Annotated in this window: 15 protein-coding genes and 2 pseudogenes; 5 read left to right on the plus strand and 12 right to left on the minus strand. The window is 48.2% G+C overall.

Features of this window, described 5'->3' with window-relative positions; all coding sequences use genetic code 11:
* Positions 1–124 precede the first annotated feature (124 nt).
* The gene (locus K7P76_RS06235; RefSeq protein WP_232184298.1) at positions 125–1,048 is read left to right on the plus strand and encodes a helix-turn-helix transcriptional regulator; all 924 of its coding nucleotides are present in this window, start codon (positions 125–127) and stop codon (positions 1,046–1,048) included.
* A gap of 81 nt (positions 1,049–1,129) precedes the next feature.
* Here K7P76_RS06235 and K7P76_RS06240 read toward each other — a convergent pair whose 3' ends face one another.
* Genes K7P76_RS06240 through K7P76_RS06250 form a run of 3 tightly spaced genes read right to left on the minus strand, consistent with a single transcriptional unit; the run spans position 1,130 to position 3,719 of the window.
* On the minus strand, positions 1,130–1,804 hold the full coding sequence (locus K7P76_RS06240) for a DNA alkylation repair protein (RefSeq protein ID WP_232184300.1): 675 nt from the start codon (positions 1,802–1,804) through the stop codon (positions 1,130–1,132).
* A gap of 35 nt (positions 1,805–1,839) precedes the next feature.
* Entirely contained in the window at positions 1,840–2,796 is a 957-nt protein-coding gene (locus tag K7P76_RS06245; RefSeq protein ID WP_232184301.1) for an RluA family pseudouridine synthase, read from the minus strand.
* A gap of 5 nt (positions 2,797–2,801) precedes the next feature.
* The gene (locus K7P76_RS06250) at positions 2,802–3,719 is read right to left on the minus strand and encodes an ArsR/SmtB family transcription factor (RefSeq protein ID WP_232184302.1); all 918 of its coding nucleotides are present in this window, start codon (positions 3,717–3,719) and stop codon (positions 2,802–2,804) included.
* A 176-nt stretch (positions 3,720–3,895) separates the two neighbouring features.
* Here K7P76_RS06250 and arfA point away from each other — a divergent pair, with 176 nt between their 5' ends.
* Positions 3,896–5,404 carry an arabinosylfuranosidase ArfA gene (arfA, locus tag K7P76_RS06255; RefSeq protein ID WP_232184303.1) on the plus strand — a complete coding sequence of 503 codons (1,509 nt, stop codon included), beginning with the start codon at positions 3,896–3,898 and terminating at the stop codon, positions 5,402–5,404.
* 212 nt (positions 5,405–5,616) lie between these two features.
* On the opposite strand, the gene K7P76_RS06260 is transcribed toward arfA, so the two are convergent.
* Positions 5,617–6,045, minus strand: coding sequence for an SRPBCC family protein (locus tag K7P76_RS06260; RefSeq protein WP_232184304.1), 429 nt, complete (start codon positions 6,043–6,045; stop codon positions 5,617–5,619).
* Positions 6,046–6,713: 668 nt separating this feature from the next.
* Here K7P76_RS06260 and K7P76_RS06265 point away from each other — a divergent pair.
* The gene (locus K7P76_RS06265) at positions 6,714–7,034 is read left to right on the plus strand and encodes a hypothetical protein (RefSeq protein ID WP_232184305.1); all 321 of its coding nucleotides are present in this window, start codon (positions 6,714–6,716) and stop codon (positions 7,032–7,034) included.
* Between the two features lie 312 nt (positions 7,035–7,346).
* Here K7P76_RS06265 and K7P76_RS06270 read toward each other — a convergent pair.
* The 3 genes and pseudogenes from K7P76_RS06270 to K7P76_RS06280 all read right to left on the minus strand — a co-directional run.
* Positions 7,347–7,745 (minus strand): annotated as a pseudogene (locus K7P76_RS06270) (RNA-guided endonuclease TnpB family protein); the annotation flags it as partial.
* A gap of 106 nt (positions 7,746–7,851) precedes the next feature.
* Positions 7,852–9,198, minus strand: coding sequence for a group II intron reverse transcriptase/maturase (gene ltrA / locus K7P76_RS06275; protein WP_232184306.1), 1,347 nt, complete (start codon positions 9,196–9,198; stop codon positions 7,852–7,854).
* A 471-nt stretch (positions 9,199–9,669) separates the two neighbouring features.
* Positions 9,670–10,389: pseudogene (locus K7P76_RS06280) on the minus strand (transposase); the annotation flags it as partial.
* A gap of 321 nt (positions 10,390–10,710) precedes the next feature.
* Here K7P76_RS06280 and K7P76_RS06285 point away from each other — a divergent pair.
* Positions 10,711–11,103, plus strand: coding sequence for a glycine betaine ABC transporter substrate-binding protein (locus K7P76_RS06285; protein ID WP_309244734.1), 393 nt, complete (start codon positions 10,711–10,713; stop codon positions 11,101–11,103).
* 87 nt (positions 11,104–11,190) lie between these two features.
* Here the strand turns inward: K7P76_RS06285 and K7P76_RS06290 are convergent, their stop codons facing one another.
* From K7P76_RS06290 to K7P76_RS06310, 5 genes are all read right to left on the minus strand, one after another.
* Complete coding sequence (locus tag K7P76_RS06290; RefSeq protein ID WP_232184307.1) at positions 11,191–12,000, minus strand: pyruvate, water dikinase regulatory protein; 810 nt, start codon at positions 11,998–12,000, stop codon at positions 11,191–11,193.
* Positions 12,001–12,011: 11 nt separating this feature from the next.
* Positions 12,012–12,632, minus strand: a complete 621-nt coding sequence (locus K7P76_RS06295) for a helix-turn-helix transcriptional regulator (protein ID WP_232184308.1) — start codon at positions 12,630–12,632, stop codon at positions 12,012–12,014.
* 57 nt (positions 12,633–12,689) lie between these two features.
* Entirely contained in the window at positions 12,690–13,334 is a 645-nt protein-coding gene (fsa, locus tag K7P76_RS06300; RefSeq protein WP_232184309.1) for a fructose-6-phosphate aldolase, read from the minus strand.
* A gap of 119 nt (positions 13,335–13,453) precedes the next feature.
* Entirely contained in the window at positions 13,454–14,959 is a 1,506-nt protein-coding gene (locus K7P76_RS06305; RefSeq protein ID WP_232184310.1) for an alpha-glucosidase/alpha-galactosidase, read from the minus strand.
* Between the two features lie 109 nt (positions 14,960–15,068).
* Positions 15,069–15,977 (minus strand): AraC family transcriptional regulator, encoded by a 909-nt coding sequence (locus tag K7P76_RS06310; RefSeq protein ID WP_232184312.1) that lies wholly within the window; start codon positions 15,975–15,977, stop codon positions 15,069–15,071.
* Between the two features lie 202 nt (positions 15,978–16,179).
* Here K7P76_RS06310 and add point away from each other — a divergent pair, with 202 nt between their 5' ends.
* On the plus strand, positions 16,180–17,235 hold the full coding sequence (gene add, locus K7P76_RS06315; RefSeq protein WP_232184314.1) for an adenosine deaminase: 1,056 nt from the start codon (positions 16,180–16,182) through the stop codon (positions 17,233–17,235).
* The last annotated feature ends 168 nt before the right edge of the window (positions 17,236–17,403 follow it).

Below are 17,403 nucleotides of genomic sequence, written 5' to 3' on the forward strand. Positions count from 1 at the left end.
ATCGGCGACATTTGGGCGTTCTTCAGCCCATTTCGTTAATGAAGAAGGTCATTGCAACAACTGCGTAGAAAATATAAGTACCCGAAAATGAAATGATCCGTTTCCGGACGAGGAGGAACATCGCGTGAAGCTTGATCGGTTGCTTGCGATTACGATGGCTTTATTAAACCAAACCCGTGTCAGCGCGACCGAGCTAGCCGAACGGTTCGAGGTTTCCTTGCGCACGATTTATCGCGACATGGAGTCGATCAATCAATCCGGAATCCCCATCGTTTCGTTTCCCGGTTCGGATGGAGGATATGAAATCATGTCAGGCTATCGGCTGGACAAACAAATCCTTTCCCTTGAAGATTTTTCATCTATTTGCATGGCATTGCGCGGGGTCAAGTCGGCGACGGATAACCCCGATATCGACGGATTATTGGAACGAATAGGCGCTCTGATGCCTAATAAGCCCGATCAATTGGATACTTCGGCAAAATTAAACATGGAATTCGCGACGTCGCAAAGCGAGAAGAATAAGATTAGCACCCTTCACCGAGCGACTAAAGATCAACATATTGTTACATTCGAATATATCGATATTAAAGGCACCGAAACGGAAAGAAAGATCGAGCCGCATGGTCTTTTTCTTAGAGGATATGCTTGGTACGTATACGGCTATTGCCTTACCCGGTTTGAACCTCGCGTCTTCCGGCTATCCCGCATCATACAGCTTAAGGAACATCCTGAGAAGTTTGAATCACGGAACATCACGCTTCAGGATATTGAGCAACGGTTTGTAAGCCAAGCCGATTTCACGAAAATAAGTGTTGTTCTTTGCTTTAATACCGCCGTCAAAACAAGGGTAAGAGACGAATTCGACATTAATCTGATCAAGGAAAACACGGATGGCACCTTGCAAGTGACAACGCAATATTCTTCAATCGAACGTGCGGTCCAACACGCCCTCAGCTATAGCTTTAATGTTCGAATCGTGGAGCCGCCTGAATTAGTCGCAGAGGTGCAACGTCATATCCTGAGCATGAACGAGATTTATAAGAGTTGATTACGTGCGGTGTTCATAGTTATCTGGTATAACGCAAAAGAACCGTCAGAGAAAACTGACGGTTCTTTTGTTTATTTTGAATCAACGAGACACGTATTTAAGCGCTTCACGGGCGCTTAACGGTGAGAGCGGATTTTCCGCCACAAACAGACGCACCGCGGCTTCGTCGGTTTTCGAGTATTCCCGGAGAGCCCAGCCGATTGCTTTGCGGATAAAAAAATCTTTCTCGTCCATGCATCGGCGAATATAATCGAACAGCCGCTCGACATCCGTGCGTTTCTTATATCGCAATTGGTACAAAATCGCGGTTCGACGCAGCCACAGATCGTCCGACTCTATCCATCTTTCCGTGTAGCTGTCTATTAACTCCGGGTATTTCGTCAGGTGATCCCCTATTGTATGAGATGCTAAATAATCGACGGTATCCCACCATGATTTCGTCGTCACCAATTGCTCGAACACATCGATATCCGATTTCTCCGCATGTTTGCCATGTTTTTCGAGAAAAGCCATCGCTACGTTCTGGAATTCGCGTTCCGGCAATTGCCATAATTGTTTTACGACCGCAAGCAACTCGTCTCCGGCGGGAATTCCGTGCTTTAACCAGAACTCTTTGGTCAGTCGATTCCGTTCCGGCGTCTTGATGCCGAGAAAAGTGTATTGATTGCGCATGTAGGCTTCCATTTGACGAGCTTTTTCTTGATCCGCATGCTCCCTAAACCACGCCGCTAGCTCTGTTGCGTAGCTATTTGCCATGTATGCCAACCCCCCATGACTTCCACATTCCAATACTAAGAATTCAACCGCAGCCCAACTTTATCCGCAACCGCCCGCATTTGCGCCGGAAGCGGCGCTTTGAACTCGCGGCCGTCAGGCAGCACGATTCGCCAAGCGTGCAGCAATTGGTGATTTACGTCTCCGAATCTTTTGCCTCCATATTTAATGTCGCCGAGCAGCGGATGTCCGATATCCTGGAAGTGGGTGCGAATTTGATGCGTACGCCCGCTGATCAACTCGATCTCAACGAGAGAATAGGAACTTCCCGTTTGCAGTACCCGATATCTCGTCTCGGCCGATTTCACCTGCTCAACTCCGCCGTGACGCGAAACAACGGCCGAATCGTTCGCGACGTGCGTTCGGTTTTTTTTCTCATCGCGAATAAGATCCCCCGACAATGTCCCTTCCCCAGCGAGCTTTCCTTCTATGATCGTCACGTAATATTTCTGCATCTCATGCTTCTGAATCCATTGATTAAGCTGATGGAGCATTCCGGCCGTCTTCCCCACAAGTACGATTCCGCTCGTGTTCCGATCTAATCGGTTTGCGGTCGCCGGCATGAACAGCGGGCTGTCCAACTCGCCCTTCCGGTATAGATACGCATGCACGCGATTGACTAACGTATCCTTCTGGTCGGCCTGATCGGGATGCGTAAGCATGCCCACCGGTTTGTTGACGACCATCAGCTCGGCATCCTCGTATACGACGTCGATATTGGCATTGACTCCGACATACTTCGTCTTCTTCTGACCGATGCTCGCTTCTTCATATACGGCTTCCTCAACGTACAAAATCAGTTCGTCGCCGGCAACAAGCTCGTAATTCTGATTTTTTCTTTTTCCGTTCACCTTTACTTTACCTGAATCGATCATCTTGTATATTTGTCCGAGTGGAATATTAGGCATCAAACTTCTTAAATAGCGATGCAGTCTCTTGCCGCCCTCCGACGGGGTCACTTTGCGGTTAATCATGCTTTCTATCTCCTCTGGCTGTAATACATGCGAAATTGTATATCTTGATTATAATTACCAAACCCCGATCCGTACAAAGTGAGTCCCCCTACATGTTGGGCATCCTCTTCGACGGTGAAACGAATTGTCCAGAAATGCTTCTCCAACCTCAAGTCGTCCAATTTCGTATCCGAAATTTTCTGCCCATCCATATACGTTCCTGTGTTATTTACCCTAAGCGCCTTCCATAAACCGAATTGATTAAGAGGAATCGCCCACCAATCGGGCGTAAATCTTCCCCGCGAATCTCCTCCGTAGTCCCCCGGGCTCGTCCACTCTCCAAGCCGAACGTCGTTTATGTAAAACCGAATATCCGATGGCCACTGATCGTTCGAACCGGGTGCCTCCGAAGCGATCTCGAACGAAATTTCCAACTCTTCCGGCTGCTGGCTCGGCAATAAATAATTCGGCGTCTTATATTCCACGAACCCTTTGCCAAACCATATAATCGCCGCATTCACCCGCTCAGGGTCAAGAAAATAACGAGGATCGTCAAATTGGCCGATAAGCTTCTCCCGCGTAGCTAAACCGCATGTCGGGTGCACGTCAAAGGATGTATAATGCCCGACAGGAATATTTTGCTCATAAAATAGTCTTTCTTCCGTCCCGGCATGAGGAAGCGCGATTTCCACGCTAGTCTCTGCCAAGGAACAAATCTTGTGCGTGCCCCCATGCTTGCGAACCATTTTCGTATCGATTAATCCCGATAGTTCAAGCTTGCGAATATGCATCGTCAGAATCGCGCTGCTCAGCTCCAGCCGCTCGGCGATTTCCTTCAAGTTCATCGGTTTTTCCGCTAGCAGTTCCAGAATCCGCAGACGAACTTCACTCGCTAACGCCTCATACAAAGGCAACCATTTGCGGTCGGTATTCGCTCTGATCATTGGGGACCTCCCCGTTCAAATCACTACTCAATTAATATAAATATAAATCCTAAAAAGATCAAATAAAAAGTTGAAAATAGAGTATTGCCAAATGAGTGCATATAAGTTTTAATAGTTGTTGAGTAGTTGTTTATATTTAATGATTAATAATTTTATTAATCCAAGGAGAGAAAATCATGTCGTATAAAGCCAAAATGATCGTGGACAAAGACTTCATCATTAGCCCGATCGATGAACGCCTTTACGGCTCTTTCATCGAGCATCTCGGACGCGCGGTTTACGGAGGTATTTACGAGCCCGGTCACCCCGAAGCCGATGAACAAGGGTTTCGCAAAGATGTACTGTCCCTTATTCAAGCGCTTCGCGTTCCGATTATCCGTTATCCGGGCGGAAACTTCGTATCCGGTTACGATTGGAAGGATGGAATCGGGCCGAAGGATCAACGTCCAAGCCGGTTGGAGCTGGCATGGAGAACTATCGAACCCAACCAGTTCGGCTTAAACGAATTCGTGGACTGGTCACGCGCCGCGGGAACGGACGTGATGTGGGCAATCAATCTGGGAACGCACGGGGTTGAAGAAGCACGTAATGTTGTCGAGTATGCGAACCATCCCTCCGGCTCATATTGGAGCGATCTTCGGGTTAGCCACGGCTACAAAAATCCGCATGCGATCAAAACTTGGTGTCTAGGCAACGAAATGGACGGTCCATGGCAAATCGGTCACAAAACCGCGGCGGAATACGGTCGGATTGCTACGGAATCCGCCAAAGTCATGAAATGGGTCGATCCGACGATCGAGCTCGTCGCTTGCGGCAGTTCCAATCGGGAAATGATCACCTACCCGGAATGGGAATCGACCGTTCTAGACCACACTTACGAGCACGTCGAATTTCTGTCTTTGCATAGCTATTATGGAAACCACCAGAACGATACGGCGACTTTCCTCGGCCGTTCGCTCGAGATGGAAGATTTCATTCGAAGCGTAACCGCAACCTGCGATTACATCAAAGCCAAGAAGAGAAGCAAGAAAACGATGTACCTTTCCTTCGATGAATGGAACGTCTGGTTCCACTCCAACGAAGCCGACAAGAAAATCGAGCCTTGGCAAATTGCGCCTCCTCAGCTTGAAGATATATACACGATGGAGGATGCCCTTGTCGTCGGTTGTTTGCTGATCGCCTTATTGAAGCATTCTGATCGCGTGAAAATGGCGTGTCTGGCTCAGCTTGTCAATGTCATCGCCCCGATCATGACCGAGAATGGCGGGCAAGCTTGGGCTCAGACGATTTATTATCCGTACATGCACGCTTCCGTTTACGGACGAGGCAATGCGCTTGTTCCTATCGTGCAATCGCCTAAATACGATACGAAGGATATTACGGATATCCCTTATTTGGAATCCATCGCGGTGTACAATGAAGAGTCCGGCGAAGTGACGATTTTCGCGGTTAACCGCGATTTGACGAACCCATTGCCGCTCGAAGTCGACCTGCGAAGCTTCGGCGCTTGCAAAGTGCTCGAGCATATCGTTCTCGAGAACGAAAATCTTAAAGCAGTGAATACAGCCAGTGGGCCGAATCGCGTCAAACCGCACACGCTCGGCAATGCTAAGTCCGACGGTTCTACTATTAGCGCTAATTTAAGCAAAGCTTCTTGGAACGTCATTCGTTTAAGCCTTCAATGAGCTGTGAAACCACTGCGGAAGGGGTCGCTCTCCCTTCATCCGCAGTGGTTTTCTTTCCTGCGCGGCCGTCCCTGTGGACGATGCTGAGGCAGGCAACGCCCCATTTCCGGCGCTTTAACTAAGAAAGTGCAACAGAGAAGTAAGTTTTTAAATTGTAAAGGAGATGATGCCTGTAAGGCACCATCTCCTTTAAAGTCTCTTTTATCCTAATCTTATTTGGAGGCTTCGCTATATTTTTTAAAATTGTCCAGAATCGCCTGCCATCCAGCTTGTTGCATATCAACGGGGTTGGTGGATTCTGCATCAAACGTTTCAATTACTTTCGTGTCGTTTCCTTGACTTACAAAAGTAATCGCAACTTTTCTTCCATCGCCCATCGTGTAAGAAATAAACTCGTTTATTCTCACCTCATCATATACACCGCCAAATTCAAACCCAAAGCTGCCATCTTTAGCTTCCATTCTTGTAACGAATTCCCCGCCGACTCTCAAATCATTCTCGGCTTTCGGCGCATGCCAGTCGTCGGAAGCAAACGCCCATTGTGTGATATGCTGCGGCTCCGTCCAATAGTTCCACACTTCTGCAACCGCCTTATGAATCGTAGTTTCAACCGTGATGGATACAGGATTACTTGTTTCCATTCATTTACCTCCTCCATATTTTCGTACAGTTTTTTTTCCTTGCCGTTCGAACATCTTTAATATACACTAATGAGAATATTCCAGTCAAGGAATATTATAATTTTTTAAGAACGCACATGTATGGGCGCCCTGCCGGACGTCCTTTGTTCTCGTGTATGCCTTCATGTCTACTGTGATCTTACGAGCCTAACGGAATGGGAATGAGCTTCCACTGTACGTTGGCATTGGTATTCGTGTGCTGGTCAATCGGACGAGCCGATCCTCTTTCGTTTTCGAGTGCAGACGATAGCCGTTCGCTTTGCTGTCGATGGCACGACTTTCACTTAGGCCGGAAGAGTTTGACGCTTACATTTTTTAGCACAATTCCTCCGCCGCTGCCCCCTCCACGCATGAGTTACTCGACTTTCTAGCACAATTCCTCCTCCGCTCCCCTCCCACGCATGAATTACTCGATTTTTTAGCACAATTCTCCCCCCGCCGCCCCTCCACGCATGAGTTACTCGATTTTTTAGCACAATTCTTCCGCCGCTGCCACACTATTGTGTCCCACTGCGCATAATTTTTGTGATAATTTATAATTTCTTTAGGAAAGTTACCCAAAAAGCTAATTTTCATGTTATACTGAAAGCGCTACCAACGGATCATATTTCTAAGGGGGAATTGGAACGATGAACGTAGCGCTACAGCAGAAAAATGTGTACGAGGATTTCGAGCCGCGCAACGATACGTTATTTTTCAAAGTCGGAGTGCATGGGTTAATCAGCTTTCACGGTCGGAATTACAACATCAAAAAAAGGCTGTCCGCCGAAGAAAGAAATCGCCTTATCTCTGATACCTCGACCTTCTTCAAGGTTTCGTCGGATTGTTATGTGAACGTGCGCAATATCTCGGTCATAGGCGACGAATACCTATTCTTCGGAGACACCTCCAAGCGGTTGTCCTGCTCTCAACGGAAACAACAAATCATTCGTCAAATGATGGCTCAATAAACCGTGAACCTGACGGTTAACTAGCCGCAAACGCAAAGCCTGAGTGAACCAAGGGATTATTCTCCCCCTCGGTTGACCCAGGCTTTGTTGTTGTTCCCGGCCTACCATGCGTAAATTTACCGATTTATGTATACTCTAACTTCTGTCAATAACCCCTACTTAACTAACGTTTGAAGTAGCGGTTTGTGACAACCCAATCGTGCAAACGTCTTTCGACTCCGATCTTTGGCTGTTCATTAAGGACTTGGTGTCACATCTACGGAAAGCTTATGCTTACCGACGGGCAGATTGACAGCTACCCTGCAAGCATAGTCATGCTATGCTTGTACCTTCTTTAAGGTATGCCTTTCCTTTGGCTAGAAGGTTCATCGCCGCTATTCGGTCATCGTTGCTCTGATAGCCGCAATTCCGGCAACAAAAGTGATGCTTTTTCTTGTCTCGATTGGCTTTCTCTTTGTGGTTACAAAGTGGACATTGTTGAGAGGTATATTTCGGGTCCACTGCAATTATCCTAGATCCTGCAAGTTGTGCCTTATACTCTACCATCTTGCGCAGTTGGTGGAACGCCCACGATACCGATACATAACGGTCTTTGAGCTTGACCTTTTCTGTCGCGTTGCGCACGCCCGTCAAATCCTCCAGCACAAACAGCGTATTCGCTCCATATCGGCTAACGAGTGCCTTACTGACCGCGTGATTCACATCGGTCATCGTCACGGTAGAGATGCCGGTTACCCGACACCCCCCGCACAGATCCCGGCGTGCGGATTTCCCGCACCGGGCTCTTCAAACGTATTCGCTTCCATACTTCCGGCGATCAGAAATAAAATTGCAACTGGATCGTGCTAGACTCCATTATTCGGGGTTTGGGTATATGGTATCTCTTTAAAAATACGGTAAGTTCTGTTAAGTTGAAACTTCGTCGCTGACTTCTTCGGTTCAACCACTTATGCAGACTCTTTATCGCCTCTACATAGAATTGATTCAGACTGACATAGTTTCCTATGAGGCCATAGTAGTTGTAATATCCCTGTAATTTGGCTTTAAGAATTGGAAACAGTCGCCGCAACCTAATGTGTCGCTTCTCTCTACACCATGCCTTAAATGCTGCTACTGATTTTCTTAGTTTCTCGCGTGCTGTTCGACGCTTTATTGTATTTTTCTTTGTCCGAGAAACTCCCCAGCGAAACTCGAAACCCAGAAAACTGAAATGAGTGTTTTCCGTTTTGCGGAATCGGGAGAAACTGATGATATTCGTCTTCTCTTCCGACAGGCTCAGTTCGAATTTTCCTAGTCGACTTCCTAACACCCGGTAAAATCGTTCAGCATCATGCTTATATTGGAATGCACACACAAAGTCGTCTGCATACCTGCAGAAGTAAGCCTTCCCCTCACTTCGGGGCTCTACGACTTTTTCAAACCAAAGATCCAGTGCGTAGTGCAGGTAGATGTTAGCCAAAATTGGACTAATCGTGCCCCCTTGCGGGCATCCAGTTACAGGATGGATTACTTTCCCGTCTGCCTCCATTATTCCTGCTTTCAGCCATTTTCGGATCAGGTTTAGAAAGGCTTTGTCAGCGATTCGCAATCCCATCATCTCTAGCAGCCAGTCATGGTTGATGGTGCCGAAATAATTCGAGATATCAGCTTCCACAATATAGTTGTATTTTCCGAAGTTTAGCTCGTGCGTCAACTCTTTTACCGCTTTTTGTGCTCCCGTATTTGGTCGATACCCATAGCTCTGCGAACTGAACACTGGTTCATAAATCGCTTCGAGTATTTTGGCCGCAGCATGTTGAACAATTTTGTCCGAAACAGCGGGTATGCCGAGAGGGCGCTTTTTGCCTTGACCTTTGTCGATATACACTCTGCGTACCATCTTTGCCCGATATTGTTTCGTCTTGAGCTGCTCTACCGTCTTTTCGATGTTTCCTGCTAAGTTTTCTTGATAATCTACAGCCGTAATGTCATCTACACCCGCAGCTGCTTTCTTCTTCAAATGTTTGAAGGCCATGTGTAGTGCAGGAACATCGAGTAGTTGGTAGAGGTTTTCGAACCGATGCGCCTTGTTTTCCTTCGCCTTCATTGCTATTCCTCGCAGTGAGGTTTGCCTATGTTTCTCCAGCCCTACTTGTCCGGCATAGGTTTCCTTTGCAAGCTGCATACGTCTGTTCATCCCTTCCCCATGTGGCCGGCTCTCCCGCCTCGGAGTACTATGAATGAATCCGAATCCCTTATCTGCCATTGGCCTTCCTCTTTTTCGATTGTCCGGCCTACCATTGCCCATTTGGCTCAGGAGCGATTAGGGTACCTCCCAAGTTCCTGTTTTCTCTCTTCTTACATGCCACGTTCTTGTACCCCAGCAGACCCTTGGGAATCTTGCCTTTTGCGATTCCTTTGTGTTGACTTCCGTTCCGTTGACAACGTCGTCATCTGCGCTTTGTCTGTTTCCAGACGAGATTGATGAGGCTGAATATGCTTCGGGAGGTATGGCTCCCTATGGCCTGCGAGATTCTCTGTGTACACTTCACCTAGTGGTCTCCCATTTCGGTGCAACACTCGATAAAGGTGGCTGGCTAGGCCTTACCTTGCAAGGACTTTCACCTTGCCAGAGCTAACAAACTTGCTTGGCGTACCAACGGGTTTCTCGTTGCCCGATTTGTTTGAGCTTACGGCGGGCGGATGGGGTTTGCTTCTTCTGCAATTGCTGGCGCATTTGTTTGTATTTCGCCCGCTTGCGTTTAATCGCTCTACCCGGAAAAAAGATGGTTTTGCCCTGCTTGTCATAGGTTGTCGCGAGAAAGTTGATTCCCAGATCGATGCCTACAATCTGTGTCATTTCTTCCAACTGCGGTTCGGTCATTTGCTTGGACATTGGAATATGCAGAAACCACTTGTGATGCTTGCGGACAAGCTTCGCGGTTCCGAACATCCAGGAACCATCGAAGTAGACCTCCATCACCTTCCTCTCAAAGGGAACCTTGATTCTCCCTTGCAAGGTGTTCACTGAAAACAAACCGGAGCTTAACGAATAGTCGCGATTCCATACGAGATCGTACTCCGGCTGCTTAAACTGAACTTGTGTCCAATCGTGACCATTGCTTTGATTGGTCTTGTATCTGGCAATGACGGTCTTCATGGCCGATTGGGCCATCTGGGAACGGAGGCCAATAGTGCTGCGAAGCGTGTTGTAGGTGATTTGGTGCAGTGCAGGCTGCTTTAATTGTCTAGTGGTAAACACCACCGAAGATACGAGGTTGCAGCCTTTACGGTAAGCGAAGACGGTTTCCAGCAGCGCTTCTGCTTGAGCTTGCGTTGGCTTGATTTTTATTTTCGCCGTCACCATTACGAGCATATGTTCGTCTCCTCACATGCTGATTATAGCACATTTCAGAGGAGAAGGAAGCATCCAAAAAAGGCATTCAGGCTCACGCCTGACGCTCATTCCTCCCCGACTTATAGAAGATCGGAGTATCCTGAGCGATTTTTGATGAAATAGGAACCGAATTTTTTAACGCGGAAAAATGTTGATCAACGGGAAAGATATCGTGTCCATGAGTCCGCAGCAATTAAGGGAAGTTAGGCGCAGGAGCATGGCCATGGTGTTCCAGAAGTTCGCTTTATTTCCCATAAAACCATAATCGAGAACGTAGAAAACGGACTCGAAATTAAAGGGATGGATATATCCTCCCGTCATGATAAAGCGCTGCAGTCCCTTCAACTGGTTGGCTTGGAAGGCTTAGAAACCCGTTTTCCAGACCAATTGAGCGGCGGCACACCTCCGGACAAAGCGGCTTCCGAGTGGATAACGGACAACCCGGATTTAGTTAACGAATGGATTAAGAACACTCCCGCTGTATCCGGTCAAAAATTAAAGCTCGCTTATGTCGCATGGGATTCGGAAATCGCCAGCACCCATGTCGTGAAGGCGGTATTAGAAACACGGCTTGGTTACAAGTTCGATATGCTCCAAGTTGAAATCGGCCCGATGTGGGCAGGAATTGCGAACGGCGACGCGGATGCCATGGTTGCCGCCTCGTCCCGAAGTATATGGACATTCAATCGATAGAAGATCTGAAGGATTAATGAAGCAATGTAAAAAGCCGTCCCAAGGCCTACAAGAGAATCTCTCTCTTTGCCCTTAGAACGGCTTTTATTAAGGTACCAGCATTTCCATAATAAGTCCGGCCGTTTCTTCGATCGCCTTCTCCGTCACGTCGATTATCGGACAATTCAATCGATCCATGATCTCGGAAGCGAATTGCAGCTCCTTCTCAATTCGTTCGATCGAGGCATAATGAGCTTGGCTAGGCAAGCCTAACGCTTTAAGTCTCTCCGTGCGAATTTTGAGCAATCGCTCAGGATGCATGGTCAAGCCGACTAGAAGCCGGTTGGAAGCTGCGAACAGCTCCTGCGGCGGCTTGACCTCGATCGTTAGCGGGTAGTTGGCCGTCTTGATTCCCTTATGGGCCAAATAAATGCTTAGCGGCGTTTTCGATGTGCGCGATACCCCCACAAGCACCACTTGCGCCTGCAGCAGCCCACGAGCGTCTTTGCCGTCATCATATTTGACCGCGAACTCGATCGCTTCGATTTTACGGTAATAGTTCTCATCCATTTCGTGCAGCAAGCCGGGTTTATACTTCGGAGAATCATTAAACGTATCGATGAAAGCTTGCATCATCGGCCCCATCACGTCTACTGCGCGCACGCCGCTGCGAATCGTCTCTTCGCGCATCGTCTCGCGGAGCTCCGGCTGTACAAGCGTATAGGCAATGAAGCCTCCAATCGACGAAGCTTCAACTATGATCGATTTGATCTCGTCTTCGTGTTTAATGTTGCCGTATCTTTTTATTTTGACCTGCTCGGTCGCAAATTGACGGGCTGTCGCTCTCGCAACGGCTTCCGCGGTTTCCCCTACGGCATCCGAACATACGAATATAACCTTCTGCCTTGGCTCCGACATCCTTTCTCCCCCTACTCAGCGATAAACCCCGAAGTCAAGTCCACCAACGCTTGCGTCATAATGGTTTTCGTAATTCGTCCGACCACCTCAAGACGGCTGCGATCGCCGTGAGATACGACGACCGGCATGCCCCCGACTTGATGCTCCAGCATTTTCTTGGCAGCTTCCAACACCGGATCATCGGGAGCGACAAGCACGAGACGCGGCACTCTTGTCATGACCATGCTAATCGGGATAGCCGCGGCGTTCGGATTTCCTAAGGTGACCTTAAGTAAATCCTTCAAGGAGACCATGCCCGTAAGTGCCCCATGCTCATCAGTAACAGTCAAAAAACCGGTATTTTCTACGAATAAGGAAATGACGGCATCGTTTACCGTTGCGCTTTCCACGATAACTACAGGTCGGTTCATAACATCTTTGACTTTCAAATTCATGAATTTGTCGTTTAATTGGCCTTCGGAGGTCATGACCTTGCCGAGAAAATATCCGACTTTCGGCTTAGCATCGATGTAGCCGAGCATGACTAACACAGATAAGTCCGACCGGATGGTCGGACGGCTGATCCCCAAGCACTCGGCAATTTGCTCGCCGGTGATGGGGGCGTGTTTTTTTACAAGCTCAATGATCGTCAATTGCCTTACTGTGAGTTCGATAAGAAGCTCACTCCTTTACAGCTCGCTCATTCCTTATCATTTAGGAACTTTTTCCCAATCCTTGAGGAAACGATCGATCCCGTTATCCGTTAACGGGTGTTTCCAGAGAACCGGAAGCAGCGATCCCGGAATGGTAGCGATATGAGCGCCCGCGAGCGCCGCTTGCTCGAAGTGACCGATATGGCGAATGCTTGCCGCGATAATCTCGGAAGCTAGTCCATATTGATCCAACACTTGACGAAGATTTCTGACGAGCGCCATTCCGTCAACGCCGATATCGTCCAACCGGCCCACGAACGGGCTAATGTAAGTCGCGCCTGCTTTAGCAGCCAACAAACCTTGCGCCACGCTGAATATCAAAGTGACGTTCGTCTTGATGCCTTCCTTGTACAGCTGTTGCGTAGCTTCCAGCCCCGCTTCGGTCATCGGCAATTTAATGACGACGTTCGGCGCCCACTGCGCGATTTCATGAGCTTCCTTTAACATGCCGGCGACGTCGAGGCTAATAACCTCCGCGCTGACCGGACCTGACACGATAGAACAGATTTCTTTGATTACGTCTTTGAAAATACGGCCTTCTTTAGCAATCAGGCTCGGATTCGTCGTGACTCCGTCTACCAAGCCAAGTTTTACGATTCTTTTGATTTCTTCCACGTTACCCGTATCCAAATAAAATTTCATATCTGTATTTCCTCCTCGGATTGAAACATTTTGTCGCTATTTATGGTATACCACAAAGCGATATATGACACAATATTTAACCCGGATAATTTATATGTTGTCATAATTCTCGATTTGTTCTATACCTTCATCGCCCGTTCTTTCCCTTTGTCGGCTTCGCCGGCATTTTTGTTGGCTGCTTCGCGGTCCTGTTGCATTTCTTCTACCGATTTCACCTTCAACCGAACAGCCCCCCGGTAACCTTCATTCGTTGGAATGAGATTGCCTGCGGCAAGCCGCCCTTTAGCTTCGGAAATGGCAACCGCATATTGAGGAAGCCATTTCTCTTGGGCAACCAGCATCTCGTCCACCATCTGCCATATCTCTTTCGGGTTACAGACAGCGCCCACCAGCGGGTCCATCATGAAAGCTTGGCGAAGCAGCTTGTCATCTCCATGAACGGCAGCTTCAACCGCGAGCCTTTGTACCGAAATGCTGACATTGCACACCGCGGCCGGACCAAGCGGCAACTTGCCGACGATCGGCATGGAAATGCCATTGCGATCCACGTATCCAGGGGCTTCAATAATCGCGTCCGCTGGCAGATTGGCGATTACGTCGTTGTTCACCACATTAAAGTGTCCGCGGTATACCCTTCCGGTTTCCAAGCCTTCGATAATATAAGAACCATGCTCTTCCCCGCGTTCTTCCGCAGCATACTTCATGGCAGGCTCCTTCATCCAATTCGGAAAATCCGTCTCGAACCAGTTGCGGCCTTCCGTGCATACGCGAAGATATCCGCCCGTTTCTCCGTTGATCCAGCTGCCGAGGTCGATCCATTGTGAGATTTCGTCCGGACGTTTGCGGTACCATGGCACATATTCGCTTAGATGACCGTTGGATTCTGTACTGTAATAACCGAACCTGCGCAGCATGTCTATGCGTACCTTCTCTGTCCGGCTGAAATCCGGATGTTTCTCGAAGGCTTCAAGCAGCTTACCCGTTAAATCTTCGCCGTTATGGCGAATTTGGATGTACCAGGTTTGGTGATTGATGCCCGCGCAAATGATATCGACTTCTTGCTTATTCAATCCGAACGCCTCGGCGATTTGCCAATGTCCGCCTTGAACTCCGTGGCACAGTCCGATCGTACGTACGCCCCCGTACTGATTGCAAGCCCACGTTAGCATAGCCATCGGATTCGCGTAATTCAGCAGAGTGACATTTGGGCTTGCGACCTCGCGGATGTCCTTGCAAATATTAAGCATTTCCACGATTCCCCGTTGACCATACATGATTCCGCCTGCAGACAACGTATCTCCGACACACTGATCGACTCCGTACTTAAGCGGAATATCGACATCGGTGGCGAAGGCTTCCAAACCGCCCACCCGGATCGTGCAAAACACATATTTGGCGCCCTCCAGCGCTTTGCGGCGATCGGTCGTTGCTTGAATCTTAATGGATAACCCGTTTTCCGATATATCCCGTTGGCATAACTCCGTTACCATCTCCAGGTTATGAGCATTGATGTCCGTAAAAGCAACCTCGATGTTGCTGAACTCGGAAACGCTAAGCATGTCCCGAAGCAATCCACGGGTAAAACCGATACTTCCCGCACCGATAAAAGCAATTTTGAAAGCCATAATAATCGCCCTCCAGTTCGTTTTCAAACGAAATTCGTCCGTTTGTTCCATTGTAGCAACCGCTCGGAGGAAGCGTTATCAAAATCATGACCTTAGATTGAAGTAACTGTCAGATATTCTCACCTTTATCTAAAAAGCGATGCGTATTTATCGAATTCCGAAATTCAATCGGAGTCTGCTTCGTATGTTTCTTGAACAAGGCGTGAAAATATTGACGGCTCCCGGCGCCCACATAATCGGAAATGTCCGCGATGGGAATATCGGTTTGCTGAAGGAGCATCTTCGCTTTTTCCATTCTCACGGCAGTCAAATATTCCATTAACGTTTGCCCGGAGTGCGTTTTGAATATTCTTTGCAAGTACCCCGGATGCAAACTGACATGAGCAGCCATCTCATTCACGCGAATGCTGCGGTCGTAGTTCTGATGCATAAATTCAATGCTCTGTTTCACATACTGCTCGACTTGATGGCTGGCGTTGTTTTCCGTTTCGCGCCTCAGCCTGCTTATTCGAATCAACAGCTGCGACATCAGCATTCGGTCCAGCACGCCCCCGTCGCTGCCTCGATGATCCAATTCCAGTGCCAAGCTTTTGAGCAAATGATAAACATCGTCCGGATCGATCAGCATTAAATAGGACGTCGGAGCGGATATCATCGCACGGAGCGGCTCCTCTTCTGCTGCCAATTGCTTAATGGAAGGTACATAACCGCTGTGATCGCTGAATCCAAATTCAACGTTAAGCATTCGGCACGTGTTCTCAACGATAAGCCGATGCGGAACATTGGCGTCCAGTAATATAAACTCGCCTTTTTTGAGCTTTACGACCTTTTCTCTGCCGCCAGTCCCGCCGTCCCATTCAACCAAGCAATCTCCTTGGATCACATACATGATTTCCGTAGAGTCATGCTGGTGGAAAGCCATGTGAAATTCGTTCCACTGCTTGTAATAATAGGCGTATATAATCGGGGAATAATCAGTCTTCAACAAATTTTCATCGAAAATGCTCCCGTTTCCCATAGCAGCCTCCAAATAAAAACGCTCGAGTGATAGCCGTAACTTGTTTCTTTTTACTATGGGCAAATATCGTTTTAGAGTCAATCTGAAACTTCTTTTCGAAACAACCTCACATTGATATTACACACTAATTATAATCATTCAAATTAGCAGAATATTATGTTATATTAACTTACAAACATCTCGGTCAAGGAGTGACTTATATATGGATACCTTCCACCTGTTGTCGGAATTACCGAAAATAGATCTTCACGTACATCTAGATGGCTGCATTAAACCGTCAACTCTCCTCAGGCTTGCTGACCAACAAGATATGCCTTTACCCACGAAGGAACTTGATGCATTGCTACCCTACGTACGAGTTGGCGAAGACTGTACCAGTCTGACCGAATATTTAACCAAATTCGATTTCGTCCTCCCCTTCCTCCAAACGAAAGAAGCGTTGGAGCAGGTTGCATTCGAAGTCGTAGAACAAGCGGCCGAGTACAAGATTAAATATATCGAGGTCCGCTTCGCTCCTCAACTGCACCGAGCAAATGGATTATCCGCGGCCGAAGCTATCCATCATGTTATTGAGGGATTAAAGCGGGGAGAAGAACATTGCGGGGTTAAAGCTCGGGTTATCGCCATATGCATGAGAAACCATGCTGCTCCCGCGAATTTGGAAGTTATAAATGCCGCTTCCCGTTATGTAGGCCGCGGTCTAGTCGCCGTTGATCTAGCGGGTGATGAAAAGACTTACCCCGCAACCCTGTTCCGAGAGGTGTTCGCTCTTGCCCGCACGCTCGGCATTCCGGTTACGATTCATGCGGGAGAAGCCGCGGGAGCCGACAATATCGAGGAAGCGGTGCTCCATCTTGGAGCGCGACGCATAGGCCACGGCGTTAGATTACGGGAAAAAGCGAGCGTGATGCATTTGATACGGGATCAGCGGATTCCCTTGGAATTATACCCGACCAGCAACATCCAGACCAAAGCGGTTAACGGCTGGGATGCCTATCCGATTCGCGAATACTACGATCAGGGTATTTTCTTTACGGTCAACACGGATAATCCCGGCGTATCCGGAACGAATATTACGAAGGAATACCACATTCTAACCGAGAAATTCGGGTTCACCTTGCGGGAAATAACGGTGCTTATCCTGAACGGCGTTGAAGCTTCCTTCTTGGAAACCAATGAGAAAGCCGCCTTGAAAAAGGATTTCGAAGCGATTCTAACTCAGCTGGGCCTGTACGATCCCGTTGAAACGTTGAATTAATGAGCTAAAACGAATTAGATTCGCGCAAAAGGGCAGCAGCTCCTACCGGGCGTGGCTGCCCTTTTGCAGGCGTTAAGCCCGAATTCCGGAACGGAAATTGGGCTTAATTATGACGAGGGCCAAAAAAGTGCCTTGGCGGAGCGAGTGAGCGATGTTACTTGGGGGCGA

Origin of the sequence: Cohnella silvisoli (genome assembly GCF_021190915.1) — a bacterium.
Classification (GTDB): Bacteria; Bacillota; Bacilli; order Paenibacillales; family Paenibacillaceae; genus Cohnella; species Cohnella silvisoli.